Below are 12,173 nucleotides of genomic sequence, written 5' to 3'. Positions count from 1 at the left end.
GGCAGGCATCCGGCATAAATTCGTCGTGGAGTTGGGGGTCCGCCCATGATCCTGCGCCGGCCATGCATCCCGGGCAAATGCATGGCTGGCGCAGGATCATGGGCGGATCTGTTCCACCACTTGACTAGAAGAACTCAAAAGCGGATCGGAGTGTGCTGCGATACGGACCGTACGCTGATCCTCGCGAATCTGTATCGCTGGCGGAAGCAGGGTGTCTGGGGGCCGGCATACGAAGAGTGGCAGGAGATCGCTCGCTGCGATGACGATGGTGCATTGTTCGCGGCGATGCTCGGGCACGACGAGGATGCCAACCGGCTGCGCCAATCGATGCCTTTTGTCGACCTGTTGTCGCAGGATGAGGTGAAGAGGCTCCATGAAGAAGCGGCAGCTTGATCACGTCCTGCGTGCTGCTGGCCGCATCCCCGCCAACAGCGTGGGCGCGGCGTCGATCGCCACCTTCGTCCCGAAGGACCGCGCCTTGTCGCCGCTGGAAATCCGATTGTTTGTGCAACAGATGGGGTCGGTGGCGACCTATCCCACCATCAAGCTGGCGCTGCGTCTGATCCTGCTGACGCTGGTACGCAAGAGCGAACTGATCCAGGCCACTTGGGATGAGGTCGATTTCGAGAGCAAGACCTGGACGATCCCGAAGCAGCGGATGAAGGGGCGCAACCCGCACATGGTCTATCAACCGCTGTTCTTCGATCGAGGGACACCACGATGAGCACGACACGCAAGCTGCGGCTGGGGCCGCTGCCCAAGACCGAGAGCGTCAAGCTGACCTTCACGTGCCCGGCCAGCCTCAAGGCCGACCTCGACCGCTACGTCGCGCTGCACGCGCAGACCTATGGCGAGGCGACAGACGCGGCGACACTGATCCCGCACATGCTTGAAGCGTTCATGGCCGGCGATCGAGGGTTCAGGCGGGGCAGGGGAGACGACACCCGAGCGTCTTCCCGCGCTGCTACGCCCAAGGGGTGATCGTTTGGATATATTGTCACTGTCGTACTCAGACTACGACTGTAGACGTAATATTAAATTGACTTATTCTTGGAAAAGTTGTAGAAATCGTAGTATGGCTACGACTACTTCCAGCAAGTTAAATGCCCTCTACACCCGGCTGGCACCGGGAACGCCGCTGACCTCGGAGGACTTGGCGGCGCTGGGCATCTCCGCCGACCTAGCCGTCCACTACGTCCGAGCGGGCTGGCTCACGCGCCTGGCCCGCGGGGTGTACGGCCGTCCAAACGACGACTTGGCGCTCCATCCCAGCTTGCTGCTGTTGCAGCGCCGGTTCCAGGGGCTGCACGTCGGCGGCAAGTCGGCGCTGGACTGGTACGGCCTGCGCCATTATGTGCCGCAGCAGCCCGTTCTGCATCTGTATGGCTGGACGGCGGCCCGTCTACCGGAATGGTTCGCTGAACGCTTCCCGGCTGAATACCACCGCAAGCGTCTGTTCGACGAGCAGCCGGACGCCTTGCTGCACGTCGGTCCGTTCGAGCAACGCAGCGGGGCGCCACAGGTGTCGTCGCCGGAGCGCGCATTGCTGGAACTGTTGAGCGAAGTCGGTGTGCGCCAGCCCTTGCAGGAAGCCCGCGAACTCGTCGAAAGCGCGTACAGCCTGCGCGCCGGCGTGCTGCACGAGCTGTTGCAGCACTGCACGAGCGTCAAGACCGTGCGGCTGTGCCTGCAACTCGGCCGCGAGGCGTCGTTGCCCTGGGCGGCCAAGCTCGACCCGGCCGCGCTGCCGACGGGCAGCGGCCGGCCCTGGGTGTCTCGATCGGCCGATGGCTTGCTGGTGCTCAAGCCATGAACCAGACCTATCTCGACACCGCGCGCCTGCTGACGCAGGTGGCGCCGCTGGTGTTCATGGACGACACCTTCGCGCTGAAGGGCGGCACGGCTATCAACCTGTTCGTGCGCGACATGCCTCGCTTGTCGGTGGACCTCGATCTGGTCTTTCTCGATCACACGCTGCCGCGCGGCGAAGCGCTGGCGCGCATCAACGAAGCCGTCAGGCAAGCCGCTGAGCGGTTGAAGAAGCGAGGATTCCAGACGCATGCGCCGGCGGCAGCGGCAGGGGAGACGAAGCTGCTGATGCGCCGAGGTTCGATCCAGGTCAAGGTCGAAGCCAACTTTGTCATGCGCGGCACCGTGCAGCCGGTGCGTCGCGCTTCGCTCACGCCGGTCGCCCGCGACGTGCTGATGGTCGACCTGGAAATCCCGGTGGTATCGCTGGAGGACGTGTACGGCGGCAAGCTTGTCGCGGCGCTGGATCGGCAGCACCCGCGCGACCTATTCGACGTGATGCAGCTCTTTGCACACGAAGGGATCACGCCCGGCATCCGGCGCGCGTTCGTAGTCTATCTGTCCAGCAGCAACCGGCCGATTCATGAGGTGCTGTTCACGCCGCTGCGGGACATCCAGTACGACTACGACCACAACTTCCAAGGCATGACGGCCGAACCGGTGCCGCTCGACGCGCTGCTCGCCGCACGAGAACGCATGGTGCGCGAACTCCAGCAGGGCTTGGACAACAACGAGCGACGCTTCCTGCTGTCGCTGGCCGCCGGCACGCCGGAGTGGTCGCTGCTGGGTATCGCGCACCTCGAACAACTGCCGGGCCTCCGCTGGAAGCTGCACAACCTGGCGCAATTGCAGAAGGCCGATGCGAGGAAGTTCGCCGAGCAGGCCGACTTGCTCGCCACGCGATTGGCTGCGCTATCCTAAGAGGTGATTGATGATGAGCCGATGCCGTGCAAACCCGCGCTAGCAAAGGGCGTGTCTTTCTGGCGAGCGCCTGCTTGGTGAGATCGTTGCCAGCATCGAGACGCTGGCCGATTATCCGAGTATGGGCCGAATCGTCCCGGAATTTGACCAGCCCTTTCTGCGCGAACTGATCCGGCCGCCGTTTCGCATCGTCTACCGTCGTGATCCGAAGCACGTGCGTATCGTCCGAGCGTGGCGTAGCGAGTGCTCGTTCGAAGTGCCGGAGGATGACTCGCCCTGAGGTGCAGCGGCATCGGCTAAAATCGCGGGTCCGCTGCCAGGTGCGTGATGTCCGTCCCCGATCCAAGCTCTCTCGATATCGAATTCATGTCTCGTGCCTGCGAGCTGGCGCGCCAGGCGCAGCGGGCCGGCGAAGTGCCCGTGGGCGCGGTCGTGGTCAAGGACGGGACTATCGTCGGGGAGGGCTGGAATCGGCCCATCGGCACGTCGGATCCGACCGCGCATGCCGAAATCATTGCGCTGCGCGCCGCCGCCGCGGCCCTGGGCACCTACCGGCTGCTGGATACCACCTTGTATGTCACCTTGGAGCCCTGTGCGATGTGCGCCGGAGCCATGGTCCATGCGCGGGTGAAGCGGCTGGTCTACGCCACGACCGATCCGCGCGCGGGGGCGGCGGGTTCGGTATTCAACATCGTCCAGCACCCTGCCTTGAACCATAGGCTGAAATGTACCGGCGGCGTCCTCGCCCAGGAGTGCTCGGCCATGCTGCGATCATTCTTCGCGGCGCGGCGCTGAAGCTCGCTTTTCGCCTGACGACGCTCCGGCGTCGCTCGTCGATTCGGCGCGGATCCCGGTCAACGCAGATACACCGCCTCCAGGCGTGCCAGCGGAGCCATGCGCGCGCGATTCAGAGTGAGGCTGTCGCCGTCGAGCGAATAGTTGTCCATACTGCGCAGCACTTCATGGAAAGCGGTCTCCAGCTCCATGTCCGGACACGCCATCATGGTGGAGGCCAGATGGCCGAAGCGGATGCGGGAGGCGGCTTCATCCAGTTCATAGGTACCGGTGAAGCCATTGCAGCCGCCGAAACCGTTCACGCGCCCATCCTCGATCTTGAGGATGAAGTAGGGTTCGCGTTTCAGCGCCGGTACGGGCCGGCCGTTCAATTCGACCAGCTTCCAGTATGTTTTCGTTATGCCGGCGAGCTTGGTCAGGACATAGTGCCCGGCGAGACCGCCGGTGATGCGCGAGCCGTCCAGAGCGAGGCGAAGGAGCTGATTCTCAGCCACGAAATACCGCTCGGGCGGTTGCTCATCGAGGGTGACGGTGTCGCCCGCCTCGTTCCAGGTGAAGTGTCCGCGCGCCGGGAATACCTGGTCGCCCCGTTCCAGATACCTCGACTGCGTGCGGTAGGTGCCGTCGTTCTTCAGCACGACGACGGTCTGGATTCCGGGGCAGTCGGCGCAGGGCAGCACACCGCGATAGGCGCCTGCCCAGTCGAGTGAATTGCGCGCATTGTGTGCGGGATCGGGATTGAGAACGGCCGTGTTCGTCGCGGGTGCCGCGCATCCGCCTGCGATCAGGACTGTGACCAGCATCAAGGCCGTAGGCATGTTCATGGCGTCGAACCTCATTGAATCCACTCCTTAGCGGGTCTTTCAGAAGGATTTCGTGAATACCAGTTTGGCCTTGTTGGTTCGGTGGTCGTCCGGCGTGGTGGTCGTACGTCCATACAGGCCGTCGATCTCGATGTCGTTCGCGAGTTTCCATTTGAAGCCGACATTACACTCCAGTTCGTAGTCGCTGAAACGATTCGTGGGAGCTTCCGCCACGAACTCCAGGCCGAGGCGCAACCGCGGGGCGATCTGACGCATGCCCAGGATGGCCAGCGGCACGGTACCGTCGTGCTCGCCGAACGTATGGCTGTAGCCGAACTCGATACCCAGATCGGTCTTGCCCAGTTTCCAGCCGAGAATGAAGGGGATCTCCAGCGTCGTGGAACCGCTGCCCAGGCTGCGTGCCTCATCGCCCGTCGGCAGTACCAGCTTGGGTTCCATGGCGAAGGCGGGAATGCCGCGCGCGGCATCGCCCGGCGCAACGGCCCATTTGAGTTTCACTTCGGAGTCGCCCGGTCCTTCCACGGAGGTGTCGTGCTGTTCGAGCCGAGCATAGGTCGCGGCGATCTTGAACTCCAGCACGCCGTCGATGACTGGCGTTTCGAAACCCAGCTTCGGCATCGCGATCTTGCTCTTCACGCTGCTGTCCTTTTCCTCGAAAGTCATCTTGACCTTGGGCGCCTTGCTGACGGAGGTCGAACTGACCGTGAACGGTGCCGCGGTGGCGGGATCGCATGCCAGTAGCGCGGCCATGCCCGATATGACCAGCCATGCGGCGCTGGATCGGCCTGACACGGCTGGGTCGGCCGCGGGTCCGGCAGGCTGGCCGCCGGATGGCGGATGTGCGCGGTACGATGCGGTGGGTGCGGCGATGGATACTAGGGTGGTAATGGTCATGGGTGACAGTTGGCGGGCGGTCGTTCCGATCGTGACTCTTGCGATGCGTTTGGGTGATGGCCGTTGCGGTCATGGCTGACTGTAGTCGCGTCCTGCTGACGTAAACCCGTCATGCATCGTCAGTGAGGCGTCAGCAAGCGACTCGCGGTTCGGGCGTATGGGGCCTCAGGTCTGTCTGCGCAGCATGTCCAGATCGCGCGCCGTCACACCCATGTCGCGCCAGCGTTCGGGATGGCAAGTGAACAGCAGAATCTGGTGCCGGGTGGCGGCGTCGAACAAGATCCGTTTCATGCGGACCAGGCGGGCCTCATCGCTGTGCACCAGGACATCATCCAGGATGATCAAGGTCGGATTGCCGGCTTCCTTCAGCAAGTCTGCATAGGCCAGTCGGCTGATCAGGCCGATCTGCTCGCGCGCCCCGAAACTCAGGGACTCGAAATCGCCGCCGCCGGTACCCTGGCCGTCGGTGTGCGTCAGCATTCCCGGTGAGAGATTTTCGTCGATCTGCACATGCGCCTGTGGAAACAGGAGCTGCAGATAATGATCCAGATGTTTTTGCAGCGGCGCGCGCAGGCGGCGGGTGAGGGTACTGCGTTTTTCCCTCAGCAATATCAGCAAATAATCCAGCGCGGCGGCACGTTGCTGCAGTTCCTCGACCCGGCGCAGTGCCTGGGTGTGGTCGCGTTCGAGCTCGGCACGGTGTTCTTCCAGTCCCAGGGCTCCGGCGGATTGCAGTTCGACTTCCAGCCGCAGCAACGCCTCGCGGCGTTCGCGAAACTGTTTCTCCTGCTGTTCGGCACTGCGCCGGTATCGATCCACATCCTGCTCCAGGATCTGCGGGCGTGCCTGCTCGATGGCGAGGGTACGCTGGTGTATGCGCTCATCGAGGGCCGAACGCTCCGCGCGCGTATCGGTCAGTTGCTGATTGACTTCGCGGATGCGGTCGGCGCGTTGTGGAGCCTCGAACAACGCCTGGGCACGCGCCAGTTCGTGCTGCGCGGACTCCAGCACATGGTGGGCGCCGGCGGCCGCGAGCTGCGCTTGGTTCAACGCCTGGGCGAACTGCTCGAGCGCGTGTCGCGATGCTTCTTCTTCCGCCTCGGCATCCTCGACTCCGGGGATCGGCGCTTCGGAGGGAGCGCCGGAAATTGCCCCGGAAATTATCCCGGGGGCCGCCCCGGCAATCATCGCCGGTGCCGGCGGCAGCTTGCCCAGCGCCGTGTCGATGTCCGCGGCGCGCGCCTGATGCTTGAGCAGCCGGGCGCGCAATTCATCGATCCCCTGCGGCGCCAGTGCCTTGAGGGTCATATCCGCCGACTTGATATCGGCTCCCAGTTGCCGATACTGGTCGTGACGTTCTTGCGCGGCCTCGAGCGAGTCGACGGCCAGGTGTCGCAGCAGAGCGGCGTGTTGTTCCTCGCAACGGGCAGCCTCCCGCTCCAGCTGCGCCAGGTCCATGCCGCCGGGCGTAATTTGCAGCGTGCCCAGGCCGGGCAGCGCGAGCGAAGCCGGCTCGATCAGCAGACGCTCGCCTTCGCCGCTGAGGATCTCCTCACCGAGATGGATGACACAGTCCTGTGCAAGCACGAAATGCATCCGGGTGGCGGCTGCCTGTTGCTGGATGCGCAGTTCGCGCCGGCGGTCCGCCTGCCGGCGCAGCCTCTCCAGATCCTGGCTCGATATCTCGCTTGCCGCAGCCTGCGCTTGCAGCGCCAGCCGGCTTGCCAACTGCGCATCGGCCTTCGCCAACATCGCCGCCAGCTCGGCCACTTTTGCGCGCGCCTCCCGGGCTTCCCGGTTCAAGGCGTGCCGTGCATGTTCCTGCCGTGCCAGGCGCGCCGCGGCACGAGCCCGGGTATCGCGCAGCAGCGCCTGGGCGTTCTTTTCCTGCCATTGCCTGACCTGCTCGGCGGCGCTTGCCTGCAGTTGCATGGCCGCATCGCGGGCTTCGCGGCGCCGGGTGAGGTCCTGCACCTCGTTGTCGAACGCTTCCAGCTGCGCACGCAACAGTCCCAGGCGCTCATCGAGTTCGGCGGCGCGCTGCCTGTCCGTATTCAATGCCTGCTGCATGCCGGTGATGGCCTTGAGGCTCTCTTCGGCTTCATGCTGACGTTTGCGCAGGGATTCCCAGGGCTTGCCGGCTTCATCGCTGGCATGCGCCTGGCGCATCGAGGCGAAGGTGTCCACATTGTGCCGATAAACATCGATTCGTTCGGTCAACGTCCGAATCTGTCCCGCCAATGCCGTTTCGTGCCTGCGAGCCTCGGCATAGGCGCCGCGGGCGGCGCCGCTGCTGGGTGTCAGCAGTTCATTGCGCTGGGCTTCGATCGTGGCCAGCACCTCATCGCCACCGGTGCCGGCGATTTCCCCCAGGGATTCGTTCAGGGCGGCACTCAAATGATCAGCGGCGTATGCGACCGCTTCGCGCAATTCCTGCGTACGGCCCTGCTCGATCCACAACAAACCCGGAATGCCCCAGTGCTCCGCCTTGCTGGCACCCTTGCCGGCATGCTCGTAGCGCAGCAGCGAGGCGAGATGATCCTCGGCTTCGGCACCATCCAGCCGCAACGTGCCGGCCTCCAGCTCACAGCGCCTGCTGCCCAGGAAGCTTTTGGTCAGCCGGTAATGCTGCTTGCGGGTCTGGAATTCGAGCGTGATCTTGGGAGAGGCCGATGAATCGCCCCAGGGGCGCAGATCCCCGACGCTGCCGGAGCGATGCCGCTCGAAGAACGCCGCGCGGATGGCCGCGGCGATCGTGCTTTTGCCGGCCTCGTTGGGACCGGTGAAAATATTGAGGCCGGGTGCCAGCCCGTCGATTTCCAGGGCCTGGCGGAATTGCTTGAACTGTTCGATACGAATGCGGGTCAGTTTCATGGACGCGTCCGTGCCGCAGCGGCTCGCCGGTCGCTCAGGAGGCCGGTGAGCAACACCAGGGCGTCGCGAGCCAGTGCGGCATTCGGCCCATCCTGTGCTGCGCGCAGTTCCTGGATGGTCAACCCCAGGTAGCCGTCGGCCTGCAGGCTTTCGATGTCCTGGACACTGGGATCCAGCTGTAGCCCGGTCAGGTCGACAAGTACGCCACGGGCCGTGCCGCGTGCCTGTTCGATCGCCGAGTGCAAGCGTCGATGACCTTCCAGATCGATGCGTCCGCTGACGGAGAGGTTCACCACGTCATTGGCGGCAAAGGCCGCCAAACGTTGCACGAGCTCGGTCAGATCGCTGGGAACCTGCAGCACCGGTTCCAGGCTGTGCCAATGGTATCGGCCGGTTGCGACGGCCTCCACCTGGGGTACGCCGCCTGGCGCGGCCAGCTCGACCAACAGCGCATGCCCTGAGTCGTTGTTCCTGAAGCGATCGGTTTCGGGGGTGCCGGCATACCAGCTGCGCTCATCGATCCGGCGTGCGCCATGCCAGTCTCCCAGCGCCAGATAGTCCAGGCGTGCCTGGGCGGCGCGTCCGGCGGCAATCGGATTGGCCGCGTCGATATCCGCTGCGAGCAGACCTTGCACACAGCCGTGCGCCAGGCCGATGCGCAGCATGCCGGGCGGCGTTTCGGCGCCGGCGAACCATTCGGTGAGATCGGTGTAGGTATGGCGCTGGGTCAGCGGCGCCGGCAGCACGGCCACACCCGGCGATTCGAGCAGCACAGGTTGCGGCTGCAGGCATGGCATCACGTTGTCGGGAATCGCCTTCAGCCTGAGCGCCCGTGTCCACACCGACTCGGCCAGCGCCGCATCATGATTGCCGGGAATCACCACCCAGGGTCCGGCGAAGCCCGTCATGGCCTTGAAAAGGCGATACAGGGTTCTGTCCGCGACGCCCTGCAGGTCGAATACATCGCCCGCCACCAGCACCAGATCGACGCCGCGTTGCGTCGCCAGTTGCGCCAGCCGCTCGATGGTCTCGAAGCGCGCTTCGGCCAGTAGTGCCGCCACATCGGGTGTGAATTGCCCGAACAGTTTGCCGATCTGCCAATCGGCGGTATGCAATAGCTTGAGCAATGGAATCGTTCGCCTGTTCGACTTGCCCTATCCGGCGCGCCGGTCTGTTTCGTTTATCCGTGTTGCTTGTCTGTTTGATATCGCTGCCGCATGGCGAACGATCGCATCGATCGGTATGAGGGCCATGCCTTGCCGATATCCGGCTTGACTCGATTCGCCAGCAACAACATAGTAACAAGGATGCCAGGCGCATTCGCACATCTCTTCAGGACGTCTCGCAGAGTGCGCGCCGGTAATGTTCTATTGCTGGCGGGTGCCATGTGTCTGTGGATGGTGGTATCCGCGATGCACATCCACGCCGGCGATGCGCATGATGCAGGCAAGCCGCCGGCTGTTTGCGGCGTCTGTCTGTCGCTGTCTGCCGGAGCGCCGCCGCCGGCGCGATGCGCGAATCCCGCCGCGGTGTGGACTGCAGGCAAGCTCATCGCGGCGCGCATCGCGCCACTGCCCGCCCGATACGTCCACTCGTTCTATCTCAGCCGGGCTCCACCGGCGCTTTGACCCTCCTCGTTGAGCTTCTATAGCACTTTCGCGCCTCGCGTCGAACGCGAGATGCGGAAAGATTCTGCGCGCGTCTGCGGCCTACCGACTTGTGCCGCGTGCACAGCACGATACCTGCCGTTTGGGCGCAGCGCGGTGCGGCCGCCGGTTGGGAACTGAGCATGAACTTTGATATCGATTTCCGTATCAAGCCGGGGATGCGCCCCGGCTCAGGCATGTATTCTCTAATGCGCCTGGCATGGGTTGCCCGGCTGATGCTCGGCGTGCCGTTCACGAGCATCCTCGCAAGCGCGTCTGTTGCAGCCGACGATGCCGGCCCGGTGCTGGAGACGGTACGGGTATCGGCAACGGCGTTGGATGAGGATCCCTGGAATATCGCCTCCTCGTTCAGCATCGTCGACGGCCGGCAGCTTTTCCAGCGTACGCAGGCGACGCTTGGCGATACGCTTGCCGGGCTGCCGGGCGTGCATGCGGATACCTTCGGCGGCGGCGCCTCGCGTCCGGTGATCCGGGGCCAAAGCGGCTCGCGCATCAAGTTGCTGTCGGATTCCAGTTCGTTGCTGGATGTGTCCGATATTTCCCCCGACCACGCGACGACGATCGAGCCGCTCCTGATCAAGAAGGCAGAGATACTGCGCGGGCCGGCGACACTGCTGTACGGCAGCGGCGCGATCGGCGGCGTCGTCAATGTGCTCGACAAGAAGATTCCCGATGCGCGGCCGGAGAATGGCCTCGAGGGTTCGATGGCGGTCCGCGGCGCCAGCGCCGCGCGCGAGAAGGCGGCGCTGGTGGAGCTTACGGCGCAGGCCGGCGAACATCTGGTGATGCATACGGAAGGCGCTGTTCGCGATGCCGGCGACTATCGGGCGCCCGCCCTGGGCTCGCCAGGAGGGCGGATCGAGGGTACGTACGCCAGAGCGGGTAACGCCGGCGTAGGACTATCCTGGGTGGCCGACAGCGGCTATCTAGGCCTCGCCTATTCGTATCGCGACGAGGATTACGGGCTGCCGGGCCACAGTCATGAGTATGAACAGTGTCATCCGTACGGCAGTGTCTTGCATTGCGGCAGTCATGATGAAGACGGCGAGGATCACGATCACGACCCTGAGCACGAAGCGGTGCCGCGGGTCGCGCTGCTGAACAAGCGAGTGGATCTGCGCGGTGAGATCCATGAGCCGTTCGCCGGCGTGGAGCGGATTCGTCTGCGGGCGAACCATACCGATTATCGTCATCATGAAATCGAGGCGGACGAGATCAGTGCCACGTTCCTCAATGAGGGGTATGAAGTTCGTATCGAGGTGCAGCATGCCGCGCTGCTGGGCTGGCGCGGCGTGAGCGGCATCCAGTACAGCAACACGAAATCCAGCGTCATCGGTGCGGAGGCCTTCATTCCCGCTACGAAAAGCGGCACGCTGGGCCTGTTCGTCGTGGAGCATTACGAACTCGACGGCGCCTGGCATTTCGAGGCGGGCCTGCGCCAGGAGTGGCAGAAATACCGGCCGTCGAACGATTCGTACGGCCGGCCGAAATTCAGCGATTCGGCGACGTCGCTGTCCGCCGCCGCCATCTGGGAGGTGGCACCGGAGTATTTCCTGACGCTGTCCACGGCACGCTCGGAGCGCCTGGCGCATGTGCAGGAACTGTATGCGCGCGGTATTCATCTGGCGAGCAACACCTATGAGTGCGGTCTCATGCCGCATACCCTGACCTGTGGCGGAGTGCAGAACGACGCCGGCCTGAAAGTGGAGACGTCCAACAATGTGGAACTGTCGCTGCGCAAGTCCACCGGCGATCTGACGTTCAGCATCGGCGGCTATTACAACGATGTCGAGGATTACATCTATGCGCGTACCCTCGATCGATTCGAGGATTTTCGCCTGATCAAGTACACCCAGCAGGACGCCAGATTCATGGGTCTGGAAGTTGAGGCGAGCTATCGTTTCGGCGCCGGTATTTCCGCGACGTTGTTCGGCGATTATGTGCGTGCCGAGCTGGCCGGCGGCGGTGATCTGCCGCGCATCCCCGCCGCGCGCCACGGCAGCCGCATCGATTTGAACGCCGGCCGCTACCGCGCCGAGCTGGAGTACTATCGGGTCGAGGCCCAGGATGATATCGCCGACTACGAAACGGTCACGCCGGGCTACGACATGCTCAATCTGAGTGTAAGTTACAGTCCGCGCGATCACACGGGCTACAGCGTTTTCCTGCGCGGCAGCAATCTGCTGGATGAGCAGATCTGGAATCACAGCTCGTTCCTGGCGAACGTGGTGCCGCTGCCCGGCCGCAGTCTGAGCATCGGCATGCGCCTGGCCTTCTGAAAGCGACGCTTGTTCTTTGCGGCGTCCCGGCATCTACTAGGAGATTCGCTGACAGGCAAAGGACCGGGTGGATGCCACGACACTATAGCCATGGGGGCCGGGTGTCTCCG

General features: G+C 63.9%; 11 protein-coding genes and 2 pseudogenes. 9 read left to right on the top strand and 4 right to left on the bottom strand.

Annotated elements, in window-relative coordinates; all coding sequences use genetic code 11:
* Positions 1–45: 45 nt before the first annotated feature.
* The 7 genes and pseudogenes from ACG33_RS09975 to tadA all read left to right on the top strand — a co-directional run bounded on the left by ACG33_RS09975 (position 46) and on the right by tadA (position 3,525).
* On the top strand, positions 46–393 hold the full coding sequence (locus ACG33_RS09975; RefSeq protein WP_210399003.1) for a hypothetical protein: 348 nt from the start codon (positions 46–48) through the stop codon (positions 391–393).
* A gap of 28 nt (positions 394–421) precedes the next feature.
* Positions 422–688: pseudogene (locus ACG33_RS09970) on the top strand (tyrosine-type recombinase/integrase); the annotation flags it as partial.
* Positions 689–720: 32 nt separating this feature from the next.
* Complete coding sequence (locus ACG33_RS09965) at positions 721–981, top strand: DUF2274 domain-containing protein (protein ID WP_066920839.1); 261 nt, start codon at positions 721–723, stop codon at positions 979–981.
* Positions 982–1,075: 94 nt separating this feature from the next.
* Positions 1,076–1,813, top strand: coding sequence for a type IV toxin-antitoxin system AbiEi family antitoxin (locus ACG33_RS09960; RefSeq protein ID WP_066920837.1), 738 nt, complete (start codon positions 1,076–1,078; stop codon positions 1,811–1,813).
* Positions 1,810–2,730 carry a nucleotidyl transferase AbiEii/AbiGii toxin family protein gene (locus tag ACG33_RS09955; protein ID WP_066920835.1) on the top strand — a complete coding sequence of 307 codons (921 nt, stop codon included), beginning with the start codon at positions 1,810–1,812 and terminating at the stop codon, positions 2,728–2,730. Before ACG33_RS09960 ends, ACG33_RS09955 begins: the two co-directional genes overlap by 4 nt.
* Before the next feature lie 61 nt (positions 2,731–2,791).
* Positions 2,792–3,010, top strand: a pseudogene (locus ACG33_RS17070) (type II toxin-antitoxin system RelE/ParE family toxin); the annotation flags it as partial.
* A gap of 47 nt (positions 3,011–3,057) precedes the next feature.
* A complete protein-coding gene (gene tadA, locus ACG33_RS09945) occupies positions 3,058–3,525 on the top strand; it encodes a tRNA adenosine(34) deaminase TadA (protein ID WP_066920830.1) in 468 nt (155 codons plus the stop codon).
* A gap of 59 nt (positions 3,526–3,584) precedes the next feature.
* Here tadA and ACG33_RS16130 read toward each other — a convergent pair whose 3' ends face one another.
* The 4 genes from ACG33_RS16130 to ACG33_RS09920 all read right to left on the bottom strand — a co-directional run bounded on the left by ACG33_RS16130 (position 3,585) and on the right by ACG33_RS09920 (position 9,244).
* Positions 3,585–4,364 carry an META domain-containing protein gene (locus tag ACG33_RS16130; RefSeq protein ID WP_066920828.1) on the bottom strand — a complete coding sequence of 260 codons (780 nt, stop codon included), beginning with the start codon at positions 4,362–4,364 and terminating at the stop codon, positions 3,585–3,587.
* Positions 4,365–4,388: 24 nt separating this feature from the next.
* The gene (locus ACG33_RS09935; RefSeq protein ID WP_066920826.1) at positions 4,389–5,099 is read right to left on the bottom strand and encodes a hypothetical protein; all 711 of its coding nucleotides are present in this window, start codon (positions 5,097–5,099) and stop codon (positions 4,389–4,391) included.
* A gap of 309 nt (positions 5,100–5,408) precedes the next feature.
* Positions 5,409–8,117, bottom strand: a complete 2,709-nt coding sequence (locus ACG33_RS09925) for an AAA family ATPase (protein WP_066920822.1) — start codon at positions 8,115–8,117, stop codon at positions 5,409–5,411.
* Positions 8,114–9,244, bottom strand: a complete 1,131-nt coding sequence (locus ACG33_RS09920) for a metallophosphoesterase family protein (RefSeq protein WP_066920820.1) — start codon at positions 9,242–9,244, stop codon at positions 8,114–8,116. The genes ACG33_RS09925 and ACG33_RS09920 overlap by 4 nt, the downstream gene beginning before the upstream one ends.
* Positions 9,245–9,466: 222 nt before the next feature.
* Between ACG33_RS09920 and ACG33_RS09915 the strand changes: the two genes are divergently transcribed.
* Both ACG33_RS09915 and ACG33_RS09910 read left to right on the top strand, forming a co-directional pair.
* The gene (locus tag ACG33_RS09915) at positions 9,467–9,745 is read left to right on the top strand and encodes a hypothetical protein (RefSeq protein WP_157071739.1); all 279 of its coding nucleotides are present in this window, start codon (positions 9,467–9,469) and stop codon (positions 9,743–9,745) included.
* A 161-nt stretch (positions 9,746–9,906) separates the two neighbouring features.
* On the top strand, positions 9,907–12,063 hold the full coding sequence (locus ACG33_RS09910) for a TonB-dependent receptor domain-containing protein (RefSeq protein WP_210399002.1): 2,157 nt from the start codon (positions 9,907–9,909) through the stop codon (positions 12,061–12,063).
* The last annotated feature ends 110 nt before the right edge of the window (positions 12,064–12,173 follow it).

Source organism: Steroidobacter denitrificans (genome assembly GCF_001579945.1).
Classification (GTDB): Bacteria; Pseudomonadota; Gammaproteobacteria; order Steroidobacterales; family Steroidobacteraceae; genus Steroidobacter; species Steroidobacter denitrificans.
The sequence above is the reverse complement of the archived record's forward strand: the minus strand, read 5'-3'. Positions and strand labels throughout refer to the sequence as shown.